Source organism: Acidovorax sp. 22279 (genome assembly GCF_052045435.1).
Classification (GTDB): Bacteria; Pseudomonadota; Gammaproteobacteria; order Burkholderiales; family Burkholderiaceae_C; genus Acidovorax; species Acidovorax delafieldii.
Window position 1 is genome coordinate 254746 of record NZ_JBQEOV010000002.1, and the last position, 26909, is coordinate 281654.

Here is a 26909-nt window from a genome sequence, read left to right on the forward strand (position 1 = left end):
GTGCTTGGCGGCGTTCAATACTTTAGGTCCACCCCCAGATCGCCCAGATTTTTCGCAAAAGAGTCCCTGCGTTTTGCCGCCTTTGCCGCTGTTTCTGTGGCGGCTTGTATTGCCTTGGGGCCCTTATTCGCAGCCGCTTGGATCAGTCCGAACTTGTGGGCGGCATCTGCCTCGGCCCGCTTGAATGTGGCAATCAGTTCAGCATGCGCAATGGTTGGGCTCACAGTGGCTCCTGTATCGATCAGCGCCGTCACGCTTAAATTTGGACGTTGGCGCGAAGCAAGGCTGTTCTCAATTCGCGCGTGGCCGGTTTGGAAATATCCACCTTTTGCACTGCCAGATCGAACGAAGAGCCTGGCTTGATGCTGGTGGGCAGTATCTTTTTGGCTGGAAGCTTGGCAGGGTAGGTGCCTTTACCCGGACACATGCGAACGGAAAACCCGAATTCTTCGAGCAGGCCTTTTGCATACAGCTCCGCCAATTGGTGAAACGATACGAAGGTGGAGCGTTTCACGTCTTTGAGTCCGGGCTGGCTGACGTCGCGGACGAGCTCGAATTTGCCCAGTGAATCGCGCTGTGTATCAGTGAAAGGATGCAGCAAGAAAGTCTGACGAACGCCATCCTTTTTGGACACCAAAGTGTGCTCGACGGCAATATCGATTAACAGCATATTTTTTTATCTCCGCGAGTTGCAGTTTGCTTGGCCGAATCAGCTGGGGATCCTCTGCATGAATCGAGCGGTAAGTGTGCGCTGTGGATCGGGATGGGCTGCAAGGTGCAAAGCGCAGCAATAGCTGTAGCTATTGCGAGCATTTGCAACGCGGCAGACCGCCCGAGTCCGCAGATGCGCACGGCGCGGTGATTTGTTCAGAGGATCCCTGGTGCCACCCAAAGTCGCAGATTTTGTTTTCAAACCCAGTCACGGGGGTGCACGAAGCGGCCAAAAATCACCCGCGGGGCGAGGACTTTAACTGAAGGGCCACCCATGGCAGTTCCATAGTGCGCGGCAAACGGGACTGTTCGGGTCAAAAACTGCCTGCTAATGGTGGTCGAGTGAAAGTTCGAAATCAGCCTGAGGCCGTCCGTGGCGCTGCAGACCAACCCTATTGAAAGAAAAGTGCCATTAGCGCTTTCCAGGTAAGCGCTGACAGCTATCAATATTGAAGTGATCGACAGGGGAGCGTCGGCGGCGCTGCCATCACTTCATTTCAAACTGGGCTGATTGCACTTTGCTCCCCAGCTTGATCAGGCACCCGCCAAGAAGCGTGCGCCGCAGTCCTCTACGGTGCTCGGCGGTCCATGAGATGCTCTGGCCCCAGCGCTGCGCAGGAGGTGGCGCCCAGCATTGCCAGATTGCGGTCCACCTCGGCGCGCAATAGATCGATGGCCGCTGTAACGCCTGCCTCGCCGTCCACTGCTGCTGCGTAGTTGAAGGGCCGCCCCACAAACACTGCCTGCGCGCCCAGCGCCAGGGCCTTGATCACGTCGGTGCCCCGGCGGATGCCGCCGTCCAGCATCACCGTCATACCGCTGCCAGCCTGCTCGGCAATGGCGGGCAGCACTCGCAGCGGGGCCACGGCGCCATCGAGCTGGCGACCGCCGTGGTTGCTGACGATGATCCCGTCCACCCCGTGCTGGCGGGCGAGGGCGGCATCCTGCGGGCTGAGGATGCCCTTGACGACCAGCGGGCCGCGCCACTGGCGGCGGATGTGGGCGATGTGGCTCCAGTCAAAGTGGTCACGCGCGGCAAAGTCGCGCTGTACACGTGAAGACAGGATGGGCGCGCCGCGCTCGGCAAACGAGTTTTCAAAATGCGGCATGCCGTGGTGTGCCAGCGTGCGCAGCAGTGTGCCTGCCAGCCAGCGCGGGCGCACCATGCCGTCCCACGCCAGGCGAAGGCTGGGGCGCAGCGGGGTGGAGAAGCCCGCGCGGATGTTGTTCTCGCGGTTGCCCGCCACGGGGATGTCCACCGTCACTACGAGGGTCTGTACGCCTGCCGCAATCACGCGCCACAGCAAGGCGTCGATGCGCTCGGGGGTGCCGGGCAGGTAGGCCTGGAACCAAGTGCCGGGGGCGGCGGCCATCACTTCTTCCAGCCGGATGAGGGAACTGCCGCTTTGCACGGCCGGAATGCCCGCCGCTGCCGCCGCACGGGCCAGCACGATGTCGCCCCGGTAGGCCGATAGCGCCGCGATACCCATGGGCGCGATCCCGAAGGGGCTGGCGTAGCGCTGGCCGAACAGGGTCACGCCCTGATCACGCTCAGCCACGTTGCGCAGCACGCGGGGAACGAGTGCGATCTCGCGGAACGCCTGGCGGTTGTCGTCCAATGCCAAGTTGTCCTCGGCCGCGCCGGCCACGTAGCCAAAGATGGGGCGTGGCAGCACGCGGCGGGCGGCGGCTTCAAAGTCGTCCAGCGACAGCAGATCGGCCGTGCGGCCGCTCCGGCGCGTGCCGTTGAAAGCGCCCCAGGCGTTGGTGGCGGGCTGTTGGGGCGTGGTGGAGCGGGTGGACATGGCGTGATTCCAGGCAAGAGCAAACGAGGGCTGGAAAGCAGTGTCCTGAAACCACAATAATCAAGAAAGCGAATTTATTGCGAATGATTTGTTCGCCAAATTGAAAATATATTCACAACATGACCCTCAAGCAGCTCGAAGCCTTCTACTGGGCCGCCACCTGCAGCAGTTTTGCCATGGCGGCCGAGCGGGTGCACTTGTCGGTGTCGTCCCTGTCTAAGCGGATCGCCGAACTGGAGGCATCGCTGGGTCAGGTGCTCTTTGACCGCGCCGGGCACCGCGCGGCTTTGACGGAGTCGGGCACGCGACTGCTGCCCCTGGCGGGCGCGTTGCTGCAGCAGGCAGACCGTTTGCAGCAGGACATGGGTAGCACCACCGGCCTGCGCGGCCCCTGCCGCCTGGGGGTGGGCGAGCTGACGGCGATCACCTGGCTGCCGCGCCTGGTGGAAGCCCTGGCGGCGGCGCACCCGGCACTGGAGGTGTCGGTGCACGTGGATGTGGGCGCTGCCCTGGCAGAGCGGTTGGACAAGGGCGAGCTGGATGTGGCCGTGATCGCCGGCCCCGCCAGCCGCAGTGCGCTGACCTCGGTGCCGCTGGCGCATGCGCGCTTTGCCTGGTGCGCTGGCCCTGGCGTGGCGCACGGCCTGCGCCAGATGGATGCCGATGCGATGCAGTCGCAACCGCTGGTAACGCTGCCGCAAGGCTCGGGGGTGACCCACCTCATCGACGACTGGCTGCGGCAGGCCGATGCACGCCCCGCGCGCCGACTGGTGTGCAACCACTGGGGCGCCATCGTGGGCTTGCTCGCACAGGGCAGCGGCATTGGCGTGCTGCCCGAGGGCTGGGCGCAAGCCCTGCGCGCCAGGGATGTGTTGCAGGTGTTGCCAAGCCCTGTGCCGCTGGGGTCGCTCGGCTATGCGTTGCACAGTCGGCGTGATGACCTGCGGCCGCTGGTGAGCATGCTGCACGGGCTGGCAGCGCAGCATGCGGATTTCACGGTGGCGAGTGGCGCGTTCTGAAGACTGCTGGCCCGGCATCGCAGCACTAGAATCGCGCCCGCTGCACGCCACAGTTGATGGCCCAGCAACCTGTTCAAGCGGAACCCCATGCTCGTATCGCCTTTGCTCCCCGTCGTTCTGGTGCTGGCCTCGGGCCGGGGAGAGCGTTTTGCCGCGTCCGGCGGTGCGGTGCACAAGCTGCGCGCGCCCCTGGGAGCAAAGACCGTGCTGGAACACACCCTCGATGCCGTGCGCGCCAGCGGCCTGCCCTGGCACCTCGAAGACGCAGGCCACCCCGGCATGGGGGATTCGATCGCCGCAGCTGTGCGCGCCACGACCCAGGCGCCCGGTTGGCTGGTGTTGCCGGGGGATTTGCCGCTGATCCGTCCCGACACCTTGCGCACCATCGCCGCCGCGCTGGCGGACCCGGACTGCGCCGTGGTCACGCCGCTGTACCAGGGCACGCGCGGTCACCCGGTGGGGTTTGCGGCCGCATGCTTGTCCAGCCTGCGGGCACTGACTGGCGAGCAGGGCGCCGCCAGCGTGGTGCGCACGCAGGCGCAGCAGGGCGGGGTACGGCAGGTGGAGGTGGATGACGAGGGCACGGTGACCGACATAGACACCGTGCAAGACCTGGAACGCGCCGCGCAGTTGCTGGCGGCGCGCGAGTAGCAGCGGCTAAGGCCGCTTCCGCTTTATTTGGAAGCAATCACCGCGCAAGCCAGGCGCGGGCCTGCGTTGCCGGTGGGTTGGGTCTTGTAGTCGTCGGGGTCGCGGTGAACGATCAGGCCCTTGCCGACGATGTCGGTGGTGGGGCCGCCCACGCTGATGGACCGCGACACAAAGCTGAATGCGGCGACGCCGTATTTGTCGGCCTTGAGGCTGGGCAGATCACCGGTGTGGTGTTCTCCCGCGCCGTGGGATCCGTGCGGTTTGGCCGTGGGGTTGAAATGTCCACCGGTGCTCATGCCGTCGCCGCTCGAGCAGTCGCCCTTTTCATGCACATGAAAGCCGTGTTCTGCGTCAGGTTTGAGTCCACGAATTTCACCCGACACCTGCACACCATCGCCGGTCTGTACAAACGTCACCGTACCAGTGGCTGTGTTGCCCCGGGTGGGCTCCAGCTTGGCGGTAGCGCGGTTGCCAGACAGGTGGGAGGCACAGCCCGCCAGCGCCACAACAGCCAGGGAAGACAGGGCAAAAGCAAAACGAATCTTCATGACTCAAACTCCTCGGTGCGAATGAATGAACGCGGGATTGAACCCGATACAAAGGCGCAGTCTGGCAAGCCACCACGCAAGAGTCCAGAAAAATGTGCACTATGCCTCTTTTTGGGCCAACGCGATTAACCGAGCCAAAGCCCTGTCGTGAATGCCGTGCTTGCGCAACTCGTCATAGGTGGCCTGGGCGTAGTCGCGGGTGGTGCCGTAGCGTCCACAGGCCTGCTCGAAAATGCGGCAGTATTCGTGGTCGGGCAGCTCGCCCGTGTGATTGGGACTTTTGCGCGACAGGGTAAAGGCCAGCGCCCGCACCGGGCCATGGGGCGTGTGGCACACCAGCCAGCGCGGGTCGTAGACAGCGGTGACCATCTCGCGTTGCCACAGGTTGATCATCACCTGCCGCGCATGCACCTTGTCCACGCGGAACACCATGCCCCGGCAGCTTCCGCCCGACAGCATGCCGAACACCAGCCCCGGACACTCGGGCGTGCCGCGATTGATACGGCTCCACATCTTGAGCGCCCGGTGCCAGCCGTGGACCTTGGCCGGGCGCCGCTCGGCATAGTCAAAATCCGGCCGCCAGATGAGCGACCCATAGCCAAAAATCCACAGGTCCTGATGGCCACCCCATTCCTGGAGGGCACGCTCCAGCATCGGCGCCGGGTCTCGCAGTGGGGCGGGCAGATTCGTCATGCCTTCACTCTACAATCGAAAGCTTTGCTGCAAGCGGCCGGGGCCTTGTTTTCGCAACGCCTGCATTGGCCGCCCAACCACTTTATTCATCACTACAGGGATCTTCCATGTCCAGCTCTGACGACGATAGCCAACAACGTTTTGCCCTCGGTTTTCTGTTTGCACTTATTGCGTTGGTGATCTCCGTAGTGGTGGGCACCGTGGTGGTCAAGCGTCTGGGCGCCAAAGCACCGGTCCGGCCTGCCGCCGTTGCAGCCAGCAACACGCCCGCAGCACCCGCCGTAGCCGTGGAAGAAGATATTGCCAGCGTGCGCGTGGAAAACGGCGTGGTGAAGTTCTACTTTGCCACCGCCAAGGCCGAACTGGCCGCAGGTGCCAACGAAGCCCTGGCCGACGTGGTCAAGGGTGTGGCTGAGGGCAAGAAGGCCGTCATTTCCGGCTTCCACGATGCCACGGGCGACGCCGCACTGAATGCAGAACTGGCCAAGCAGCGCGCAATGGCCGTGGCCGAAGCGCTCAAGGCCCTGGGCGTGGCCGAAGCCAAGGTGGAGCTGAAGAAGCCCGAAGAAACCACCGCGACCGGCAGCAACGCCGAAGCCCGCCGTGTGGAAGTGACGCTGGGTGCCCTGTAAGCGCCGCCTGCTTCTCCAACAAAAAACCCGGCGCTGCCGGGTTTTTTTGGCCAAATGGCCGCATGCGCTAGTGGAATATGCGCCAGCAGCTATCTATTTGATAGTAAATATCACCGCAGACCCTGGCCGCCTGCGCCTTCGGCGCGCTGGATCAACTCGATCTTGTAGCCATCGGGGTCGGTCACAAACGCGATCACCGTGGTGCCGCCCTTGACCGGACCTGCTTCGCGCGTCACGTTGCCGCCCGAGGCCTTGATCTTTTCGCACGCGGCATACGCATCGGGCACGCCCAGCGCGATGTGGCCGTAGGCCGTGCCCATGTCGTAGCTTTCCACGCCCCAGTTGTAGGTCAACTCGATCTCGGCCTGGCTGGGGTTGCCGCCCTCGAAGCCCAAAAAGGCCAGCGAGTATTTGTACTCGGGGTTCTCGGACTGGCGCAGCAGTTGCATACCCAGCACCTGGGTGTAGAAATCAATCGAGCGTTGAAGGTTGCCAACGCGCAGCATCGTGTGGAGGAATTTCATCCCTTCGATTGTGCAGGCAGATCGAAAACCAGGCAGGTGGTGGTGGCGTGGGCATACAGCGTGCCGTCCGGCCCCACCAGGCGCGCCTCGGCCGTGGCCAGCTGGCGCCCGCTGTGGATCACCCGGCCCTCGGCGCGCACGCGCTGTACCTTGGGCGTGATGGCCTTGACCAGGTTGATGCCCAGCTCGGCCGTGGTATATCCGCGCCCGGGCTCCATGTGCGTGTGGATGGAGCAGCCCAGGGCGGAGTCGAGCAAGGTGGCAAACCAGCCGCCATGCACCGTGCCCATGGGGTTCAGGTGCTCTGCGCGGGGTGTTCCCTGGAAGATGGCCGTGCCTTCGCCCACTTCCACGATCAGGAAGTCCAGCGTCTTGGCAATGGCCGCGTAGGGCAGCTCGCCGCGCAGCATGGCCTGCATCTGCTGCAGGCCGTTCAGGTGGGCGATCTGCTCGCGGCGGGCCACTCCCGGGCCGGGGCCTGCATCCAGCGTGGCCAGGATGTCGCGCTCCTGTGCCAGCCAGTGTTCAAGGTGGTTTTGCTGTGTCATGGGTTGTCCTGGTTGGTGGCGTGGTTGAAATGCATGAGTTGCATATGCAATTATTGCAGATACAATCAAATCCATGCAAGCCAACCCATCCACCCTGGCCCCTGTGCTGCCGCAGGGCTGCACCAACTTCAAGCTGCGCCAGCTGATGCGCCGCGTGGCCAACCACTACGACGCCGAAATGGCGAAATGCGGACTCAAGACCACGCAGTACTCGCTGCTGTCGCATGTGCTCAAGCTGGGCCCGATTCGCCCCGGTGATCTGGCCACGGAGATGAAGATGGATGCGTCCACGCTGACCCGCAACCTGCGCCCGTTGGTGGATGCGGGCTGGGTCACGCTGAAGGCGGGTACGGACGCACGCAGCCGCCTGGTGCACATCACCGACGCAGGCCGCGACAAGCGCGCGGAAGCGCAACGCCACTGGAAGGCCGCACAACTGGCGCTGAACGAGGCACTGGGCGTGGAACGCGTGATGGCCTTGCACGCGTTGGTGGACGACTCGCTCGATCTGCTGGCTGCAATGCCAGTGCAGGAGACTGCGCATGACGAATAACCACACCCCGCAGGCGACGGCAACCAAGCCCGCCGCACCGCTGGCCCTGTGGCTGGTGCTGCTGGCGGCCGCAGGCGCCTTTGCACTGACCATGGGCACGCGCCAGACCATGGGCCTGTTCCTGTCCGCACTCAACACCTCCACGGGCCTGGGCATCGGCAGCATCAGCCTGGCGTTTGCGTTTGGCCAACTGTGGTGGGGGCTGACCCAGCCGTTTGCCGGGGCTGCGGCCGACCGCATCGGCACGGGTCGTGTGATCCTGATCGGTGTGGCGCTGGTGGCGCTGGGCACCTTCATCACGCCGTATATGACCACCACGGCCGGGTTGATTTTTGCGATTGGCGTGTTGGCCGCAGGCGGCGCAGGCATGGCTGGGCCGTCTGTGCTGATGGCGGCCACTGCCCGGCTGGTGCCTGTTCAAAAGCGCGGGCTGGCCAGCGGCATCGTCAACGCGGGCGGCTCGTTCGGACAGTTTTTGATGGCGCCCATCGCCATCAGCCTGACCGCCGCCGTGGGCTGGGCCAGTGCGATGCAGTGGCTGGGCGTGCTGGTGCTGCTGGCGCTGCCGGCGGTGTGGGTGCTCAAGGGCAACTCCAACGCGCTGGCGGCACAGGCTGCAGCGGTATCCGGCCAGAAGGCATTGACCGCGCGCGAGGCCATTGCCCAGGCCCTGGCCACACCGAGCTACCGGTATCTGGCGGCAGGCTTTCTGGTGTGCGGCTTTCACGTGGCGTTCCTGGCCACGCACTTGCCCGGCGTGATCGCAGCGTGCGGGTTGGCGCCCGAAGTAGGGGGCTGGTCGCTGGCGGTGATCGGGCTGTTCAACATTGTGGGCAGCCTGGCCATGGGGTGGGCGGTAGGGCGCTGGCGCATGAAGTCGCTGCTGTCGCTGCTGTACGCCACGCGAGGTCTTGCGGTGCTGATTTTCCTGTTTGCTCCCAAGACGCCGGCCGTGGTGCTGGTCTTCGCCGCCGTCATGGGCATCACCTTCTTGTCCACCGTACCACCCACGGCCGGACTGGTCGCCAAGATGTTTGGCACGGCCAACATGGCAATGCTGTTCGGCATCGTGATGCTGTCGCACCAGATTGGCGGATTCCTGGGTGCCTACCTGGGCGGCAGCGTGTTCCAGGCCACCGGCAGCTATGACTGGGTCTGGTACATCGACATCGTGCTGGCCGTAGGCGCAGCGCTGGTCAACCTGCCGATCCGAGAAGCGCGCGTGGCGCGCCCCGCCGCCACGGCGGCCTGACTAACTACCTTCTCTCCACGAAAGCCATCGACATGACGCAGCCCCCCGCCAGCAACGTTTCGACAGCCCCCACTTCCCCGATCTACCTGGACGACCTGTCTGTCGGCGACCAGTTCCAAAGCGGCGAACACGCCATGGACGAAGCGCAGATCACCACCTTTGCCGCGCAGTTCGACCCGCAGCCCTTTCACCTGGACGACGCCGCTGCGCGCGAGACGCTGTTTGGCGGTCTGGCCGCCAGCGGCTGGCACACGGCGGCCGTGACCATGCGTCTGCAAGTGACCAGTGGGCTGCCGATTGCGGGCGGCATCATCGGTGCGGGGGGCGAACTGAGCTGGCCCCGGCCCACACGCGCCACCGATGTGCTGCATGTGGTGAGCGAGGTGGTGCAGATCCAGCCCTCCAAGTCCAAGCCCGACCGGGGCATGGTCACGGTGCGCAGCGAAACCCGCAACCAGCACGGCGATGTGCTTCAGTTGTCTACCGTGCGCATCGTGGTGCCACGCCGGCCTGCAGCCGGTGGGGCAGGGGCCTGATGTGACTGAGGCCCTGAACCCGCGCACCCGCATGCTGCTGGAGGCGCCCATTGCGCCCACCTTGCTGCGGCTGGCCGCGCCCAACGTGCTGGTGATGCTGGCGCAGGCGGGCGTCGGGCTGATCGAGACCTATTTTGTCGGCCAGCTGGGCACCGATGCACTGGCCGGCATGGCGCTGGTGTTTCCGGTCGTCATGCTGATGCAGATGACCTCGGCGGGCGCCATGGGCGGCGGCATTGCTTCGGCCATTGCACGCGCCCTGGGCGCAAGGCGGCGGGACGATGCCGACGCGCTGGTACTGCATGCGCTGGCCATTGCGGCGGTGTTTTCGCTGCTCTTTACCGTTGGCGTGGTGGGAGGAGGGCGCTGGCTCTACACCCGCATGGGTGGCACGGGCGGCGCGCTGAATGCGGCATTGGTCTATTCCAACTGGGTCTTTGCGGGGGCGTTTCTGGTGTGGCTGTTCAACACGCTGTCGGCCGTGATCCGGGGCACGGGCAACATGGCCGTGCCAGCCTACGTCACGGTGCTGGGCGCGTTTGTACTGGTGCCGCTTTCGCCACTGTTCATCTTTGGCTGGGGCCCCATGCCGGGCCTGGGCATTGCCGGTGGCGCCATTGCGCTGATGGCGTATTACCTGATCGGCAGCGCAGTGCTGGCCGCATACCTGTGGTCGCCGCGCAGCCTGCTGCGGCCGTCGCTGGCGCACATCCGGTTTCGTTGGGTGCTGTTCAAAGACATCCTGCGGGTGGGTCTGGTGGGCACGGTGTCTACCGTCGCCACCAATCTGGCGATTGGCGTCACGACCGCATTGGTGGGTGGTTTTGGCACAGCGGCCATCGCGGGCTACGGCACCGCATCGCGGCTGGAATACCTGCTGGTTCCGTTGGTGTTTGGCCTGGGCGCGCCGCTGGTGGCCATGGTCGGCACATGCATCGGCGCTGGCCAGCGCGAGCGCGCCTTGCGCGCCACCTGGATTGGCGCGGCCATGGCGTTTGTGATGGCCGAGGCGATTGGCCTGTGGGCGGCAGCCTTTCCCAACGCGTGGCTGTCCCTGTTCAACAGCGACCCCGCCATGCTGGAAGCGGGTGCGCTGTATCTGCGCACCGTCGGCCCCGTGTACGGCTTCTTCGGCCTGGGCCTGGTGCTGTACTTTGCCTCGCAAGGGGCAGGGCGCCTGCTCTGGCCGGTGATCGGCAACATCGTTCGCCTGGCGGTGGCCGTCACCGGCGGCTGGCTGGCGCTGCGCTGGGGCGGTGGACTGGCTGCCGTGTTTGCGGCACAAGGGGCGGCGCTGGTGCTTTACGGCTTGGTCAACGCCTGGGCGATTGCTGGCGGCGCCTGGTTCGGTCCGGTGGGCTGGCCGCGCAGTACCAGCCGGCTGCTGCAGCGCGTGCCACAGGTCTGAAAGTGATGAAAACAGCTGCTAGCGCTAGTGAATCATACGCTGGCAGCTATCAAAACAGGAGTGGCCAGAAGTGCGTCAGACCGGCACGGTGTAGTTGAGCGTCATGCGCCCACCGTCCACAGTCACAATTTCGCCGGTCACATAGCTGGCCGCATCGCTGACCAGCCAGGCCACCACATCGGCAATCTCGGACGGCTCGCCCAGCCGCTTCATGGGCGTGCGGCTCATGATCTTGTTCTTGGCCTCATCGCTGGTCAGCACGGCCTTGGCGGCCAGCTCGGTGGCGATGGTGCCCGGCGCCACCGCGTTCACGCGGATGTTCTTGTCGGCCAATGCCAGCGCCATCACCCGCGTGAGCTGGTTCACGCCGCCTTTGCTCACGTTGTAGCTGGAGATATTGGGAATGGTCAGCACACCGTTGACCGAGCTCATGTTCACGATCGAACCGCCTCCCGATACCACCATGGCCCGCGCCACCGCCTGGCCGACCAGGAACGAGCCCTTGAGGTTGACCCGCAGCACCGCGTCAAAGTCGGCCTCGGTTACCTCCAGAAAGTCTGCCGCGCGAAAGATGCCCGCGTTGTTCACCAAAACGTCGATGCGCCCATGGGCCGCCAGGGTCTGGGCCACCAGTGCATCCACCTGCGATTTATCGCCCACATCGCAGCGCACATACAGCGCGCCCAGCTCCTGCGCCAGCGCCTGGCCACGCGCATCGTCCACGTCGACGATCACCGGCTTGGCGCCTTCGGCCGCAAAGCGGCGGACACAGGCCTCGCCAATGCCTTGGGCGCCACCCGTGACGATGCAGACGCGGCCCTGATGACCGAAGTGGATGGACGATGTAGAAGGTGCTTGGGTGGGAAGGTTCATGGACGGTGATGGTAGCGGCTTGAGCAAGAGGCAGCGCCGACGGCGCATGTCACTCCCACAGAAAATTAGTAACGGTGGCCATTCGAAGTCAATGTGTTATTCAGCACTAGAAACGAATCAGTCGCCTTCCATCAACTTCGAAAAATTCCTTTGATAACAACACGTTAGGAAAAGACAAGGGAAAATTTTGAAGTTTACTAAGAAATTTTGGTAACCGCGGCAGAAGCGGCACTGACTTTAGACTCCCGAATACATTTAAGATTCTCAATGCTTCGATTTTCAATCGATTAGAACCTGTTGTTTTATAATCTGTTTGATGGTGGAATGGGGAGATGAATACACCATTCAAATCCAGTGCTAACAAAATTGAACCCCAGAGCCCGACGGTCAATTCAATAGAGTTCACCCCTTACTCACGCCAGGGGGCGGCATGAACGGAAAAAGCGGTCACATCCTTTATCTTGACTATGACGGCGTCCTTCACCATGAGAATTGTTGGTGGCATCCCCGACGCGGCCCCTACCTTGTTGCACCTCCCGAATACAAGCTCTTTCAACACGCCGCGCTGTTGCAAGAACTCCTAACGCCGTATCAGACGGTGAGGATTGTGCTTAGCACTTCTTGGGTGCGTCGTTACGGATACTCGCGAACTGCCAAGTACCTGCCATCCGCTCTGCGTGCGCGAGTAATCGGGGCAACTTTCCATAGTCGTATGAATGAGCTCCATTTCACGCAGATGTCGCGGGGAATGCAGGTGCTAGAGGATGTGGCGCGGCGTGAGCCTGCTCGATGGCTAGCGCTTGACGATGACCCCGAGGGTTGGAACGAAAACGGCCTTTCAAATTTTGTTCGTACCGATGAATGCGAAGGTATTAGTAACTCCAATACTAAAGCCGAACTTGTCGCGAAACTCACCCGATTTGGAGATGCACCGTGACCATACCGTCCGATTTTCCTTGGCAATCTGACCCTATTGCACTGGCAGGTGCACAGCCAAAAATCTCAGTCCGTCTCATCGATGGGAACTATGTCAGCGGCTACTCCGCCGAGGAGCGCATGACACGCTACGAAATTTGCGCAGACCTAGTGACTCAACTCATAGCCTATTACCACAGAAAAATGACGCAACCCCCAAATCGCTCCCGGGAAGAGCTTTTATCGCGTATCAAAGAGGCACTGGAACAGAAAGGGTGGGGGCTCTCGACGGCCGAAATCGCGTGGTGTATGGGGCGGGTGGCTGACGCCGGTATATCTGAATGACGCCTGCGACGCAGAGGGAAGGGAAGTGTAGGGCTAGCCTTAGTCCGCATCGGCTAACATCGCCGAGTAGCTGATTTGAGGTCGGTAAAGGCCTAGAGTGTCGCTGTGCAGGTATTTTGCAATGTTCAGTTCTTCATGCGACAAACTGAAACGAGTATTTGCGCTCAGTCGTTCCAGTCGGTCCGCCAGCTTTCGCGGCTTGCTTTAATCCTTAGCTTTGCGCGCATATACACGCGCCTTGCATTCAATCCCCCTCCCGCCTGCTGTCCACTCGCAAAGCAGGAGCGCGGATTTTCATGTTTCGTCAGGGTCAAACAATGACGACGAGTTGCCTCCAAAGTCGGCACCCCATGGAGGAACAAAAACTGTTGGGAGCCTGCCTTCGCTTGGGCTGAGGTCAACTGGAAGCCAATCAATCAGTGTTGGCGGTGGTCCGTAGAACGGCATCTCTCGCCAGTTCCTGCTCCAGCACTCAAGCCTAGCGCTCCAGCCCGACGGCTCTGAGAAGAATTTTGACATGTCCTTAGCCTCATGGAATAACGCCTTTCCATTCGGAAGGATTGACATCGAATCAACAAGATGTATCGGACCAACCCCGTCGAGGAATGCGCTAACTGGCTGAAAAGCCTTTGCAACGGCCTTGGTCTCCTGAACTTTTATTGCTTTCGCAGGCCTTTCCAGCAATGTCGAAGCGGGTGGGAAGCCGCCGTTTTTTGGGGTATACGCCTCAATTAGACGCTGCTCGTCCAGCATTTCAACGACAGGTAGGTGTGCAACGAGTTGGACCGGCGTTGGCAAGGCTTGGGGACGTGGTTTTCCTTCGTTCATGTAGATTGGGTCGATGTCGACAATCACTACCGCCTGCTCCTTGCGCGTCAGAACGTCCTCTGGACGGTTGTAATAAATGCCCCGCGACCAACCCGAATATGGTGTTGCGGCAAGAAGGTGCCCTGGCGTTTCGCGAGCCGTGGACCAACTGCTCTTCGCGATGACACAACTCCCGCCCCCCTTTAAGCCAGTCTTTGAATCTGCAAAGACTGCAGCGCAGAACACCGTGGTCAAACCGGCAGCAAGCAAAGCAGATTGACCATAAATCCAGTAGTCTGCAGAGCGGGTGGTACATGCTGGAACGACCAAAATGGTTCTACGGTCAGGCTGCCCATCATGCCTAAGCGCCGCCGTCAATTTCGAGATGTCTGAGAACACAGGGTCGTTTTTCACAATTCCTGAGTCGTATTTCGCTTCTCCAGGGTCATATCCGAACCGCTGGCGGAGCGCTCGATACTCGCTGCGAATTGTCTCGTGGTTCACCGGATGGGTTGAGGCGAACAGTTCGGAGCAAATGAGCTCCGCCATTCGCTCCACGGGCCTAATTTGCTTAGCCATTGACGTCACAGCTGTGACATCCAATGGCGGCGAACCTGCGGCCGCACGCGCTTTGTCGATGGCCGATACGAGGCCCTCAAGGCTTGCCAGTGGAGCCCAGTCCTCTCCGGAGGGATTGATGAACTCGCCCATCGCCATCGAATGGAACTTCTTTCTTCGGCTAAAGACGCCAACTGCCCCCGACTCGTTCTGAATTGATTGGAGAAGCGTTATGTATGCCGACTTTTCCATAGAGTGGCCGGATGGCGCGAACACCTTTTGTTTATCCACCGTCCCAAAGATATTCTCGAAGCTCTTTGTGAAATGCAGGTCTCTTGGGGTTCCGTGAAGTCGATATGTACCAGCGACGATAGATAATTTGGCGTTCGGAAGTTGTGTGAGCCGGTCGCGTAACCACTCTACGGTGTCTGGCCTGACGCTGTATTCCGGAAGAACCAGGACGTCTACGCCAAACTTGTGACATGCCCGGATAGCCTCGTCAATCAGCCGACGTCTCCTATGTTCGTTCCAGCTAGGCACCAACTCGGAGCGGTCCCATTGGTTCTCTAAGGCCTCCTTGGACAAAACTACCCTTGCGCGCTGTGCATTTGTTGTTGTTGGTTGCGTTGGCGTATCTCCATCTCGCTCGCTAGCCATTTCCGACAAAGCAGTTCCACAGGTTGAGGCGATGTCTAAATCGCTGCAGAACGCGCGGTCAATGCTGTCTGGAAACCCTGCATCAACGATTGGGTGATAGTAGGAGTCGTCAATTCGAAACTGGAAAACTGCGAATCGAACATGACCAGCACTCTTAGCGGTTCTTCGAGTGTTCCATTCGCGGTCTTGCACCTCCCGTAAGAGCTGAAAGAACTTTTCAGCTGGCATGGCTGGTTCAGCTGGCATGGCTGGTTCAGCTGGCATGGCTGGTTCAGCTGGCATGGCTGGTTCAGCTGGCATGGCTGGTTCAGCTGGCATGGCTGGTTCAGCTGGCATGGCTGGTTCAGCTAGCATGGCTGGTTCAGCTGGCATGGCTGGTTCAGCTAGCATGGCTGGTTCAGCTGGCACGGCCGGCACGTCACCGTTAAAGCGGTCTTCCGCACCACCACTGGCAACTGTCGGCTGCAAAGGCTTCTCTGACGAGAACACGTCCTTGGCCGTTGCTAAGTTGCTTTCTCCGTCGACTTTCGTCTTTGCTCGCCTCTCGACGTCCACTTGAAGGGAAATAGGCGCACGAAGTTCGGTCCCATTGTATGAAGCCGCATTCGATGGTCGCCCTTCGCTATCCAAGAGAGAACGCTTACCCTGCGTCCCCGCCGTCCTCGCAAATGTCTCACCCAAAACAGAAACGCCAATCAATCTGCCTTCACGATTGGTCGTCTGCGTCCACACACGCTGACCGGTGTAATTTTCGTCAATCTCGACATGCCTGTCACGCCCAACTTGTTCAATAAGACCACGAGAGTGGGGCCACTGCCGCCCGCTTTCGTCCGTAAACGATTTGGACTGTGGCTGCAGACCCCAAATGTGCGATTTACAATTTCGGACGGTATAGTCGAGTGCAGATTGAATCTCTGCGAGGAGGTCTAGGCCGTACTCGAACGAGCGTTCATCGAGCACTGCTTCAATATGGGAGTCTGCCCCGAATGGCCATTTTTCCGGCACAAGCTCTTCATCAGGACATGCACTTGCAAGTTGCTTGGCCAGTGAGGTCATTGCAGCCCTCATTTTTTCGGCCTGTTTCTCCGGCAAAACTGCTCTGCCAACTGTCCCATAGAGGTTTAATTGCGCTGTCAGCAAAGCAAGCCAGCCTAGCGGCGTAATCTTCGCAACGATGCCAAGTCGCCCTTTTGGGGCCAGCGCGTCACGGAAGAGCGCTCCTATGTTGATGCCTACGGTGTCAATCGCGAGTACGGGGTCATCCAGTTCCCATTCTGGTGGGATTTCTACGTTCGTCGAAGCTGTAGCATCCCCGGCGAGATTCATCTCAAACACAAGCGAACGCGCCCAGGCAGACACTGCGGCCACACGAACCGAACGACGGAGCGCCGTCCAAGCAGACTGTGCCTGGACAGGAATTCCACGCACTAGGCAAGACTCCAATTTGCCAAGACGGGAGTCAATGAGCCGCCAAGCGGCCACAACTCTCCGTTCTGGGCCTTGGGGTCCGTCAATCACCGAGCACTCAGGCAAAGCCCCCAGTTGCTTCGCAGTGAGACGCGAAAAAACTGCGGGAGCGAGGTCTGCCAGCATTGAGGTCAGGATGCCTGGCCGAGCGCTCTCGCCATGCCCGTCGACCTGCAGCCGCATTGCAGCCGTCTCAGCCTCAACCGCCAATAGAAACTGAACCTCCTCCACTGCATCACCGCTGGTAGGAAAGGCTCGTAGCAGCTGAACCACGCGATGAGTAGACCCAGTGAGATGGAGGGATACTGGATGCGGCAGCCCTGGCGTTGAAGGATGTCCTTCACCACGCAGGCGGCCGAGCAGCCGCGAGAGCACATATTGCGCGGTGTTGATGTCAACGGATTTGCCGTCCTGCTCAAGAGCTTGGAAGCGCTCCAGTTCGTCGCCCATGCCAAGGGCATCGGTCACGGCATAGCCGATGCGCCACAACCATGCATCCGCAAGCGGAACTTCGTGAGCGCGCAGCCTCCCCCTGCCGTCTCTTGCAAATGCGAAGTTAGCGAGATGCGAACGAGGGACGACCGGACCGAAGAGACTAAATGTCGCTTGCCCATGCTCGACGTCCTCCACCCAATGTGATGTGCTTATAAATGGCCAAGCTGGCACAAACTCTATTGGCTCATTAGCCCCACTGTCCTCCATCTCATGCTCAAGTTCATGATTCAAGCGCGCCAGTGCTTCAAAGCAATCTGCTGCCCATTGGAGTTCCTGATAGCCGAGAGCCGCGGCCTTGCTCGGTTGATTCTTTTTAATTTTGTTGGCGCTTCCGCTCCAAACAGCGTGACGACCTTCCAAGCGCGCTGTTTTGATAGGAAGGTCTATATTTTTCCATGTGAGCTGAATTGGCGCTGTGTCGTTAGCAGTAGCTATCCGATATGCAACTGAAGCCGGCACAGCACCCTCGGGGAATATCTGAGTTATGGCCTTGAGTTTGGCGCCATCCTCGTCGGGGTTCTTGAGCACAAGATGGCCGACACGAATACCAGGCAGCGCAGGCACTGGGTCGCCAATATCTATGAGCAGATGCTTCCGACGTTGTAAGCAGTGCACAAGGCCTTCAACATGGCAGACAGCCAGTAGCGCAGCGAGCGCGTCGAGCCGCAGTCCAAGCATCACTAGCTCGTGCTCGGCAAGGTCAGGCTTCCAAAGATTCAGAAGCCCGAAGAACTCCGAGCTGCCAGTACTTGTCCCCGATATGACAGGTTCCGTCAACTTTCCTCGAATGCTGCTGAGCGGGTCGTGGCCCAGGCCCGAATCGCGTCCGAGCAGAACAATTGCTTCGTGTAGCCAGAGGAATAGGGGGCGCAACGGAGATGTATGGTCCAACCGAGTACCAACATTGGCCTTAATTTCTAAGGCCGAATTTGCGCTGTCGGCATCTGTCAGCCACGCTCTCGCCAGTGATGAACTCAACTCATCCGAGGCAAGTCCAAGTAGTAGCCCCAACTCTGCGGACAAAGTACCGCTTGACGGACCAATCCGCAACTGTCTAGCAATCCAACGAACACTCACGCTTCGTTGGACGAACATTCGTCGAAGCTTTAGGACTCCCTTCCCAGCTCCGAGCGGGGGGGTGGCTTTGGGGGCCGCTAACTCGGTAAAGAACCCTTCAAGGACAACCAGGTTAGAGAGCGCAGCGATGGCTCTTTTCCGCTGGGAGTCAGCCGCAAAAGATAGATTTCGGTCGTAAGAATTTGCACTCCGAAGGAGTTGCTCAAGTCCATCCAGCGCGTAAAGGCTGGGGTCGAGCCAGGGACACACTTCCACCTTCATACGTGGTGCTAATCGTTCGGTGACTTCGCTCCACTTGGCCCAATACGCCCGCCATAAGTCCTCGGAGGTTTGATGTCCCTCCTTTGCGACGGAGTACCAAGTCCACCGCGCCGCTTTAGAAAGTTCGGCAGGCCGCAAGTCGTGCGCATTTAGAGCGGTGAATACCTGGCGCTGGATGGAGTCGGTATCGGCCTCGTACAGCCGACGGTCGCTGAGAAGCACGAGTGCGCTTGCTCTTTGTATTGGGTCTTGCCAAGTTTCAAATCCAGCTTCGCCGTCACCGAGTTCCAGCAAACCAATTTCGCGAGCTGGCCCATAACCTATCAGCGCTTTGCCTTCCGTAAGAAGTTCAGTGAACTCTTCTGGGGTCATGCGCGGAGCCAATTCACCCTTGGGAACAGCTTCCAAGCGCAGGCGGGTGCAAGCATCTTCAACAGCTGTGCGCAGCTCTTCCAAAATTTGCGGGGAATCAGCAACGAGGAAAATGTCGTCGACGTACCGAGCATAGCCAGCATGAGGCAGTGCATCTCCTGAATTGAATCTCTCCAATACCTTCCTCAATTCAGCGTCCAAGGGGAAGAGGGCCACCGTTGCAAGCCACGCAGAGAGCACCGGCCCCTGCGGAATCCCCATCGACTGCTCGCACTTGGTGATTCGTCCAGTGTCAGGGTGGTAATACTGGTACCCAAAACTCTGCTCGCAGAACCAGTCGACCACCGAGTCCGATAGATTTTGTCGACCTTTGCTGAAGGATGGCGCGAACTCTTCGCTCCGCTCGGCCAGTTCCAAGCGCTCAAATGCTGCCCTCAAGGGCTCTTTAAGAGCGTCCTTCACCGTTGACCGATACAGACGGTCGTAGTAACGCTTTAGGTCTAGACGCAGTGCATACACTTCGTCGAACGCATTCGCAGTGGTTCGCAAACTTCCGATGAACTCCCTCCAGCACTCAATATACGGGCGAAACATTCCTTGATTGGCAGCTTTAGACCGGCCCTCAAGAACGTCCATATCAATTTGGTACGCAAAGCTGAGGGTCTGTTCATTTGTCCCCGGCACCCCATTTTCTGCGGTGGTAACCGTCGCTCTCCGTCCGCGATAAAAGCGGACCGCCGGAATGCTGCGGCTAAAGCAGGCCTCTTCTTCCAGCACGTCGAATCGCTCGGTCAAAGTTTCGGAGAGCATGTACTGCTGAAGCACCAAGTCTTCTGGACAAGGCATCGTTTTCAGCCGTGGCTCTTGCTTGTCAAAGTCACGCGCTACAAACACCGCGTCGAATGGTTCCAACGGCTCAAAAGTGGCCTCTTGCAGGCGCTCCCGCAGCCCCACGTTGAACGCTGTCGCCCCAGATTCAAGCCTGCGCCAGGCTGCCTCGTCAGTCGGGACCTCGCCACGGTCCGCACCAGATTTCGCCAAAACACGCGCATTGTTCAGTCGCGAAATTTCGTCGGCAATAAACTCTGCGTTGAGACCCTCATCCTGCAATGCTCGGCCAGCACTAGTGTTCGAACTACTTCGCAGAGTTTCAACGTCGGAAAGCCAAGCGCGCTCATACGCCCCATTTCGACGTAAATTGAAATTTAAAAGAAAACGGGCCTCTGCAACATTCCGTGTGAGACCTATCGCGGCCCGGTATCGCACACCAAGCGACATGGCGTTCCAAGAGTCATCGTCAAGCACTGCGTCTAAGCTATAGATGCTTCCAAGCTTGGTAGCAATGACCGGCAACGCAGTTGGATGAGTTGACTCTTGAATAAACGCTTCGGTCCACCCGTTACCCAGCGCCGAAATGAGCGAGTCCGGGTCTTTTTCTGCACCAGACGGGATACCAAACTCAGTCAGCTTGGTCTTACTTGGCCAAATGAAATCGGCATCAAATCCGGCCTCGGCTAGCGCCAGGGCAAGCTTGGCACTGCCACGCACGCCGGCCTTGTCCCGGTCTAGGAAGATATGTACAAGCAAGTCGCCAGCCGGTGCTGCGGAATCTACAATTTGGCGCAACTGGCCAATTTGCTCCTTGGAAGCTTGCGCACCAAGGATGGAGACCGCCGGATGACCTAGCGACTCCAGTCGCAGCGCATCGACTAGCCCCTCACATATGAAAAGTTCTTTGTGCTCTTTTGCCTTTGCGCGCGCCTTCAACATTTCGAGAGCAGCGTGTCCGCGATATAAGAGCGAACTCTTCGCGAACCCAGGGCTGTAGAGGTACTTAGGAAAATCCTTTTTTACCTCCGTGACAGCTCGACCCGCGAAGCCGACCACATTCCCCTCTAGATTGTGGATTGGGAAAATAACCCGAGCATCGAAAAAGAAATCTCGATAACGGGGCAGCGTTGCTGCGAATAGTTGGTCGGATTCCGTTATTCGCCTGACGCGCCGGAGGAGCCCGATATCTTCCAACATTGCTTCTTCGATACGACCGTCACCGAGATTTACGGAAGCACGTTTAACCTCCTCGGTCAAGGTGTTAGGCCGAGCAAATGTGAGGTTTGCCTTCCTGGCGATACCCTCGGGCAAGTTCCGCGATGCCAACCAACCACTGAGTTCGAACTCAGCACTTGTCCTTTGATAGACACTTACAGCATATTCGAATGCTGACTGTGACGTTCCATCCCACGTAGGCTGGTCCCCAATCTGCCGACGGCTTCTGCTAGTTGCTACGCGGGTCTTCCGCTGAGGAAGACCAAACGTACTTCTCAGCCACTCAGCGGCCTCTCCGAACGACGCGTTCCGCACATGGCGGACCATGTCGAAAATGTCACCATCCGCGCCACATACAAAGCAATGATGGTGTGGCGGCCGACTGTCCCACTTTTCATACAGAACCATCGAAGGGTCGTGGTCGTCATGAAATGGGCAAAGGCAACGCAGATTCGCCCCGCGACGGACGACCGCTATGCCCAGCGCCTCTGCGACTTTGGAAGGCGTTAGCGAGCGTAACAACTCGTCGACTGAGCTGCGGTCCACTTCTCGTACCATCAGAAACCCTTCAATGTGCTCTTGTTACTGCTCAAGCGCTTCCTACGCGGACGGAGTTCCGAACCAACGGTCTAGCGGAGTAGGTAAATGCTGGTGAGCGTCCTTAGTGTGAGCAAGGGTACCAGCATTGGTGGGTATCAAGAATGAGAAGAGGTGGGACAAGTGTGCCTGTGATTCGAGATGTAGAGAGAGGCAGTGGGTCATGGGCAAAAAATCGACATCGTCGGCAGCGGTAATTGTTGGTCTGAACGAAGCTCGCTATCTATCCACTGCCTGCTCAATTGCTGAACGGTATGTTCAGGATGAACACAGGTACACATTGCCGCACAACTCTACTGACAGCTTGTGGTGGCCGCCGCCGTCCCCAGCTCATTGTTAAAATCAGAATAGATGAATATATTTGACCATATTCAGGTCCATCTAGCACCTGCGATTATTGAAGGGACAGCAGCCTCATCAATTTGAAGGTCTGACCATCGATACGGTGCGGCCCAAATGAATTGAGCAATAGTTCCATTTAGTATTAACATTACACCTCGGACCACCGTAGAAGATGGGTGAGCCGTGAGGGCTGCAATACTTCCCAATGAAACTGTCGTATCAATTTTTTTTGACTCATCGAACTTGCTGGCAAGTTGCAATTGCATATGCAGAAAGATTTGCACCTCCACTCGTTTATCCGCACCATTTAGTCGATTCCAAGGTTCAATAAACCATTCCTGCACAATTTCACCAAATTGAATTGGTACGCCAATGATAGCGTACTGCTCTGGCAAAGTAAGTAGTCCATCTTGCAGATATCTCTGAGCATTCAATACATCGTCAATATCAAATGACTCGTCGGCGAAGGGTAAATGAAGATTTTGCGAACGAAGTAGGCCGCTCAATGTCGCATTGTCTACTCCAAGAAATTTTTCTACCGCAACCAAATTAGACAGGGCGGGAGGGTGAGCATGGAAAATTTCGTACCCCTTGGCGATTCGTTCAACCGGAGTTGTGGAAATCATTGCTGTAGCAATACTCCACGGTAGGCCCACCTCCCCGTATAGCAGAAGAAGTGCCTTTTTTTCGAGCACAAGTGGTTTTGGAATTACGGTCAACGGCGCCAGCATTCGCCGCAGTCGTGTCGCCAATGCACTCAGTTCGTATGCTCCTTCATTGCGTGCAGTCGCGAGAAGTCTCGCAACCGAATGTCTGCACTCAAGTGAAAGGTTCCGAAGATACACATTGGGAAATTCAGTGGCGGTCCAATGTCTACGGGCAAGTGCGAGACATTTGAAGATTCGGAAGGCGGCGTCCCAGACCGTGACCTCAACCGCATTCCCGTGAACAATGAAACGGAACGGCGCAATGGCAGCGAAATCAGCGGACACCTCCGCTTCCTCTAGCGACGCCGGGGTTGGAGTGGCGCCCCGAAAGTCTGCGCCACATCGGTCACACCTCATTAGCGATGAACGGCTCCAAACGATGGGTGCTCCGCAGCATTGGCAGGAGTCGAGGAGGACCGCCTTGTGTCGTAGGCAGACTGTGACGCTTGCGAGGTCCCAGTCCTCGTGAATCACCTGATTTTCATTTAGGCATGATGGGCAAATCTGGGCCGGCTCATCGAGATAAGCATCGTCGTCCATGCGGCGCCCCTGAACGAGCAGTGCTCCATCTTCTATCGGCGACGCGTAGTGCTTCAGTAAGTGTTCGGGGTCACCTATCGCCATACGGCCCACAGAGGCCAAAGCATCTTTTGAAACCAATAGCTCTCGCCAGCGCAATCCCAAGCGACGGTTTTTCCAGCCGGTAGCCGCACAAATTAGAGATGAAATACCGGAATATCCGTTTGCCTCGGCCAGCCGTAAAAGATACCCTCTCAACGACTCTTCGGGTTCTTGCGGAAAATTCCGGTAGCAACCGGGAAGATAGTCGGAAGTGACTCTCATACTTAAATCATCATTTTTTTATTCAGCAGCTGCATTCGGCGACTAACATGCTTTGTGATATCTGCCGCATCCAAAAGAAATGGGTTTTCACCGACAGCTCCGCCAAACTGCTCAAAAGATTTTGCCAATATGGATTTCATGGAGTGCTGGGCATACTCCCTGCGCTGCCTTAGGGTTGCGGTGCGTTGAAGCAGTTTTTCTAGCCTGCGTAAATGCGCGTTACAGGCTAATAGCATCCTCGCTGCCAATTCATCATCGTTCGGGTCAACAAAGTCTCCGAGAGCTTCGAGTTCCGCCATGTTTTTTAATAGACCGCGAAATGCTTTGAAAGAATCTGGCGGACTGAAGTCCAAAGTGGACGCCTGAACGACCGTACTGAAACGAGACCCAAGTTCTTTGTCTATTTCAAAAACTTTCAATAGGTCTTCAGTGCCAGAAACAAGAATGACAAGCCGCATGTCTCCTCGACCGGGCTCGGGTCTTGACCATGACAGACTGTTTTGCCCCGGGGACATGTTCCATATGTTCTTGAGCAGGCGAGCTGTTTGGCCACGCAGCTGTGGCGTCCCTGAAAGCATTGCGTTGTTAAATTCTTCGAACACCAGTAGCCTCACACGACGCGCGTTGAGCGCCGCCAGTAGGTCTGCCTCCATATGCTGGACGGTGGTACGGCCGCCACTTCGTATTGGCTTGCCGAGCTGACTGAGCAACCCCGACGCAGTGCTAGACGCATCAGCCTTAGCCCCCGCGGAGTAGCGACACACCGGGCTGGTGGGTTGATATGGGGAAATAGAATTCTCCCGAGGGCGCGCCTGGACTCGTTCACAAACGACATCTATGGAATGCGTTTTACCTGTACCAGACGGGCCCACAAGCAAAATTCCGTGTGAATTCTTGCCAGCTTCCACCTCATCGAGCGCAATGTCTACTTGGTCGATGAGGGTCTGCTGAAACGCCAGCAAAAACCTACTTCTCATTACTCAATCTCGTTCCAGCAAGCAATGATGCGAGGTCCTGCGCCATAGTGTTTGTTGGTTGTGCTGCAGGCATGGCTGCAGCATGAGTAGCAGCCTGAATCTGTTTGTGTTTTACAGTTCCTTGAGAACTTGGCATAGCAGAGTGCTGTACTTCCTGCAGTTTCGAATCAAAAGCAAAAGGAATGTTTTCGGGCTGAGTACTGGCTGCTTTTGCTTCTGCGTCGTGGATATTCCTGATGTGCTGATAGAGCTCAAGGCTCACAGCATCTACGTACGTGAAAGTAGTCAGTGTGGCCTCAATAGGTTTCCATATTTGAGGAATCAGAACGAGCACGGTGCGGACGTCATCTGGGTCGAGCTTTACATACACGTTTCCTGAGTAGGTCAAATACGCATCGTGTAGCTCGGCGCTGTTGAATTTAAGGGTTTCAACTTCAACCCCTTCTCGCGTCAACTTGACGTAGTAAGTCAGCCCGAATGTCAGGCGCTGCTGTACGGTGTCCGTCAGCAACAGCAGCGGTGCCATTTCTTGACCGTCACGAAATACATCAATCCGGCGCTTTTTCAGGCGAGGATGGAATTCTTCGTTGTACTCCACAGCATGTGAAGCGCGGAGTGCCTCGTATTCGGCCAGTGTCATGGTCGCCGCAGCTTTTGCGCGTTCTCTTACTTTGGTGTACTTCGGGTTGAGGCCAACATGTTGCCTCGCAACATAGCCCGGCAAATGACTGATATATCTGGTTTCCATCGTGCCTTGGGCACGCTCGACAGAACCTTTCAGGTCACCTCGGCGCGGCGGAATTCGAAGCATGATGCAACCAGCAAACAAGAACATCGAAATGGCGTTGTTGGAAACGAAATCAGCGCCGTTGTCCACGGCAACCAAGCACGGAATACCAAAGACGTCCCAACGCTGTGCAAGGCTTTGCTGCGAACTGGGGAGCCATGTGCTCTTGGGCATGACGTACCGTCGAAACAAGCGAACCACGTCTCGGGAAGTAGAACTCATGGCCGTGGTCAGACTCCCGATAGCGCGGGAGGCATGGTCACAGCCGATGCCGTCAACATAAAGAACAGGCTCGTTCCATTTCGAATTTGGATATAAGAAAATGCCGTTCTTCGTGAAATCGAACTCTGCGCGCTGTCCAGGAAACGTAGTGTGAAGTCGACGAATTTCCCGAACATCCTGAATAGCGAATAGTTTCCCAAGAAGCTCTTTCTTCTGCTCGAATTTATCAGCCTTGCTAAGAACCTGCCGAATGAATTCGGCAGAAACCGAACGCTCACGCGGTATCTTGGAGTTTTTCATTGAATTCTCCACCGAGAACAGATTTTTTCCTTGCCATTCGCTGGTTTGTGCGTCGATGGACGCCTAATGCGGACAAATTCGGCTGTCGCTGTTTTATCTCGGTAGCAATTTCAATGGCTACCTCATATAGAGCACTTCGCGTTGTCCACGGTCGATACTCCACACCCTTGCTTTGCAGCGCAGATATCTCAAATCTCGCCGCTCGCCAATTCAGCATGTCGTGGTAAAGAGTCCACGGGGACCAACCGCTTCCGACATCCATCCCCATGGAGCGGTACCAGTCATTCAATTCCTCAAGGGCCCCATCAAATGCACTTCGAAAAACTCTCGACTTTGGGGAGCGACCTGCGTAAGGCAGCATGGCCCGCAGCAGAAAGAGCTTGGCCTGCCAATCAAGCATGCGCTGGACAGTCAGATGCGAAATGTCGCTGAATTGCCTGCTGGGGTCATGTTCTGGGTCATCTAGTTCGTCGAGGAACTCCGCCCGTTCGGTTACCACCAGCGTGGCTAGTTCATTGCGAGTGGTTTGGAGTTCAATGCCGGAGCCGTCAGCGCGAACAAGAACGATGATGGGAGAAGAGGGCGCGACCTTCGAAATCCGGTGGGGGACACCGTCAACGTCAATACGTTGTCCGCTTTGTAATGAAAACGGGACTAGGCGTGCCATTTGTCCATCTCCAGAAACTGCAGCGGTCGGTAAACGAGGGGCAAACGCTGCGTGTAGAGCAGTTTGTAAAGCAACCCTACAGAAACTTTCGCGTCGACGGCACGGACTCGCCAGGTTGCAAGGTCGGCCGCATCGAAGTCAGAAAGTCTTCTCTCCGCGTCTGACAAGATGCTCGCAAGGGTTGGCCGGAGTCCAAACTGACGGAGCAAAAAAATGGTGTCAGCAAATCCGTTGACCTCTAGGTCTTGTCTGTAGACGACCTCATAGCGCCGACCTTCGACAGCAAAGTGTTGGGTTGTGAGTGCAATCTTCTCCCTCTCAGCGTCGCGCAAGTTGTCTCGCGAGTACTTGGCCTCGACAAGGACGATTTCACCCGTGGTCAGCACTACCTCAAAGTCCGGGATGCATCGAAGAGTTGGCAATGAGTCTGTCGCGTCGAAACCATAGCTTCGAGGCTCAAAAGCGAACGATTCGACGTCCTGGCGCCACTCTAGATATAGAGCGCAAATCATGGCGCTCATGGAGTCATAGGGCACCACACCTTGGGCATCGTCGACGTACCAATTGGTCAGGCCGCCACTGGCTTTCGGCGAAGTGAGCAACCCGACGAAGCGAGGGTGCTCCCCCTTGTTCGAAATGGTTCGTGTGGGTGTTTTGAACGTCCTTGGCATGCGTTCTAGCCTAGCACAGAAACGAACAATGTTCAAAAAATTG

At 58.4% G+C, this 26909-nt stretch carries 23 protein-coding genes; 9 read left to right on the forward strand and 14 right to left on the reverse strand.

What is annotated here, in order from left to right; translation table 11 throughout:
- Positions 1–14: 14 nt before the first annotated feature.
- From ACTJKQ_RS03955 to ACTJKQ_RS03965, 3 genes are all read right to left on the reverse strand, one after another.
- On the reverse strand, positions 15–224 hold the full coding sequence (locus tag ACTJKQ_RS03955) for a hypothetical protein (RefSeq protein WP_440596071.1): 210 nt from the start codon (positions 222–224) through the stop codon (positions 15–17).
- A 32-nt stretch (positions 225–256) separates the two neighbouring features.
- Complete coding sequence (locus ACTJKQ_RS03960) at positions 257–670, reverse strand: hypothetical protein (protein WP_440596072.1); 414 nt, start codon at positions 668–670, stop codon at positions 257–259.
- A 610-nt stretch (positions 671–1280) separates the two neighbouring features.
- Complete coding sequence (locus tag ACTJKQ_RS03965; RefSeq protein ID WP_440596073.1) at positions 1281–2516, reverse strand: alpha-hydroxy acid oxidase; 1236 nt, start codon at positions 2514–2516, stop codon at positions 1281–1283.
- Between the two features lie 119 nt (positions 2517–2635).
- Here ACTJKQ_RS03965 and ACTJKQ_RS03970 point away from each other — a divergent pair, with 119 nt between their 5' ends.
- Positions 2636–3535 carry a LysR family transcriptional regulator gene (locus ACTJKQ_RS03970; RefSeq protein ID WP_440596074.1) on the forward strand — a complete coding sequence of 300 codons (900 nt, stop codon included), beginning with the start codon at positions 2636–2638 and terminating at the stop codon, positions 3533–3535.
- An 87-nt stretch (positions 3536–3622) separates the two neighbouring features.
- Positions 3623–4186, forward strand: coding sequence for a nucleotidyltransferase family protein (locus ACTJKQ_RS03975; protein WP_440596075.1), 564 nt, complete (start codon positions 3623–3625; stop codon positions 4184–4186).
- A gap of 23 nt (positions 4187–4209) precedes the next feature.
- On the opposite strand, the gene ACTJKQ_RS03980 is transcribed toward ACTJKQ_RS03975, so the two are convergent.
- Positions 4210–4734 (reverse strand): superoxide dismutase family protein, encoded by a 525-nt coding sequence (locus ACTJKQ_RS03980; protein WP_056062780.1) that lies wholly within the window; start codon positions 4732–4734, stop codon positions 4210–4212.
- A 99-nt stretch (positions 4735–4833) separates the two neighbouring features.
- Positions 4834–5427: a gamma-glutamylcyclotransferase gene (locus tag ACTJKQ_RS03985; RefSeq protein ID WP_099730270.1), complete on the reverse strand. Its 594-nt coding sequence runs from the start codon at positions 5425–5427 to the stop codon at positions 4834–4836.
- Between the two features lie 107 nt (positions 5428–5534).
- Here ACTJKQ_RS03985 and ACTJKQ_RS03990 point away from each other — a divergent pair, with 107 nt between their 5' ends.
- Positions 5535–6059, forward strand: a complete 525-nt coding sequence (locus ACTJKQ_RS03990; protein ID WP_440596076.1) for an OmpA family protein — start codon at positions 5535–5537, stop codon at positions 6057–6059.
- A 110-nt stretch (positions 6060–6169) separates the two neighbouring features.
- On the opposite strand, the gene gloA is transcribed toward ACTJKQ_RS03990, so the two are convergent.
- Both gloA and ACTJKQ_RS04000 read right to left on the reverse strand, forming a co-directional pair.
- A complete protein-coding gene (gene gloA / locus ACTJKQ_RS03995; protein WP_260667293.1) occupies positions 6170–6583 on the reverse strand; it encodes a lactoylglutathione lyase in 414 nt (137 codons plus the stop codon).
- A complete protein-coding gene (locus ACTJKQ_RS04000) occupies positions 6580–7131 on the reverse strand; it encodes a PaaI family thioesterase (protein WP_440596077.1) in 552 nt (183 codons plus the stop codon). The genes gloA and ACTJKQ_RS04000 overlap by 4 nt, the downstream gene beginning before the upstream one ends.
- Before the next feature lie 73 nt (positions 7132–7204).
- Between ACTJKQ_RS04000 and ACTJKQ_RS04005 the strand changes: the two genes are divergently transcribed.
- The 4 genes from ACTJKQ_RS04005 to ACTJKQ_RS04020 are packed head-to-tail and all read left to right on the forward strand — an operon-like array spanning position 7205 to position 10880.
- Positions 7205–7684 (forward strand): MarR family winged helix-turn-helix transcriptional regulator, encoded by a 480-nt coding sequence (locus ACTJKQ_RS04005; protein WP_440596078.1) that lies wholly within the window; start codon positions 7205–7207, stop codon positions 7682–7684.
- Positions 7674–8936 (forward strand): MFS transporter, encoded by a 1263-nt coding sequence (locus ACTJKQ_RS04010; RefSeq protein ID WP_440596079.1) that lies wholly within the window; start codon positions 7674–7676, stop codon positions 8934–8936. Before ACTJKQ_RS04005 ends, ACTJKQ_RS04010 begins: the two co-directional genes overlap by 11 nt.
- Before the next feature lie 32 nt (positions 8937–8968).
- Positions 8969–9472 carry a MaoC family dehydratase gene (locus ACTJKQ_RS04015; RefSeq protein WP_440596080.1) on the forward strand — a complete coding sequence of 168 codons (504 nt, stop codon included), beginning with the start codon at positions 8969–8971 and terminating at the stop codon, positions 9470–9472.
- Between the two features lie 31 nt (positions 9473–9503).
- Positions 9504–10880, forward strand: a complete 1377-nt coding sequence (locus ACTJKQ_RS04020; protein ID WP_440596158.1) for an MATE family efflux transporter — start codon at positions 9504–9506, stop codon at positions 10878–10880.
- A gap of 75 nt (positions 10881–10955) precedes the next feature.
- On the opposite strand, the gene ACTJKQ_RS04025 is transcribed toward ACTJKQ_RS04020, so the two are convergent.
- Positions 10956–11753 carry an SDR family NAD(P)-dependent oxidoreductase gene (locus tag ACTJKQ_RS04025; RefSeq protein WP_440596081.1) on the reverse strand — a complete coding sequence of 266 codons (798 nt, stop codon included), beginning with the start codon at positions 11751–11753 and terminating at the stop codon, positions 10956–10958.
- A gap of 430 nt (positions 11754–12183) precedes the next feature.
- Between ACTJKQ_RS04025 and ACTJKQ_RS04030 the strand changes: the two genes are divergently transcribed.
- Both ACTJKQ_RS04030 and ACTJKQ_RS04035 read left to right on the forward strand, forming a co-directional pair.
- Positions 12184–12690, forward strand: coding sequence for an HAD domain-containing protein (locus ACTJKQ_RS04030; protein WP_440596082.1), 507 nt, complete (start codon positions 12184–12186; stop codon positions 12688–12690).
- On the forward strand, positions 12687–13013 hold the full coding sequence (locus ACTJKQ_RS04035) for a hypothetical protein (RefSeq protein WP_440596083.1): 327 nt from the start codon (positions 12687–12689) through the stop codon (positions 13011–13013). The genes ACTJKQ_RS04030 and ACTJKQ_RS04035 overlap by 4 nt, the downstream gene beginning before the upstream one ends.
- A 294-nt stretch (positions 13014–13307) precedes the next feature.
- On the opposite strand, the gene ACTJKQ_RS04040 is transcribed toward ACTJKQ_RS04035, so the two are convergent.
- The 6 genes from ACTJKQ_RS04040 to ACTJKQ_RS04065 all read right to left on the reverse strand — a co-directional run bounded on the left by ACTJKQ_RS04040 (position 13308) and on the right by ACTJKQ_RS04065 (position 26902).
- A complete protein-coding gene (locus tag ACTJKQ_RS04040; protein WP_440596084.1) occupies positions 13308–21311 on the reverse strand; it encodes a CHC2 zinc finger domain-containing protein in 8004 nt (2667 codons plus the stop codon).
- Between the two features lie 410 nt (positions 21312–21721).
- Positions 21722–23242 (reverse strand): TniQ family protein, encoded by a 1521-nt coding sequence (locus ACTJKQ_RS04045; RefSeq protein ID WP_440596085.1) that lies wholly within the window; start codon positions 23240–23242, stop codon positions 21722–21724.
- 2 nt (positions 23243–23244) lie between these two features.
- Positions 23245–24219: a TniB family NTP-binding protein gene (locus ACTJKQ_RS04050; RefSeq protein ID WP_440596086.1), complete on the reverse strand. Its 975-nt coding sequence runs from the start codon at positions 24217–24219 to the stop codon at positions 23245–23247.
- Entirely contained in the window at positions 24209–25528 is a 1320-nt protein-coding gene (locus tag ACTJKQ_RS04055) for a hypothetical protein (protein ID WP_440596087.1), read from the reverse strand. Before ACTJKQ_RS04055 ends, ACTJKQ_RS04050 begins: the two co-directional genes overlap by 11 nt.
- Positions 25503–26195 carry a hypothetical protein gene (locus ACTJKQ_RS04060; RefSeq protein WP_440596088.1) on the reverse strand — a complete coding sequence of 231 codons (693 nt, stop codon included), beginning with the start codon at positions 26193–26195 and terminating at the stop codon, positions 25503–25505. Before ACTJKQ_RS04060 ends, ACTJKQ_RS04055 begins: the two co-directional genes overlap by 26 nt.
- Positions 26183–26902, reverse strand: a complete 720-nt coding sequence (locus ACTJKQ_RS04065; protein ID WP_440596089.1) for a hypothetical protein — start codon at positions 26900–26902, stop codon at positions 26183–26185. Before ACTJKQ_RS04065 ends, ACTJKQ_RS04060 begins: the two co-directional genes overlap by 13 nt.
- Positions 26903–26909: the final 7 nt, after the last annotated feature.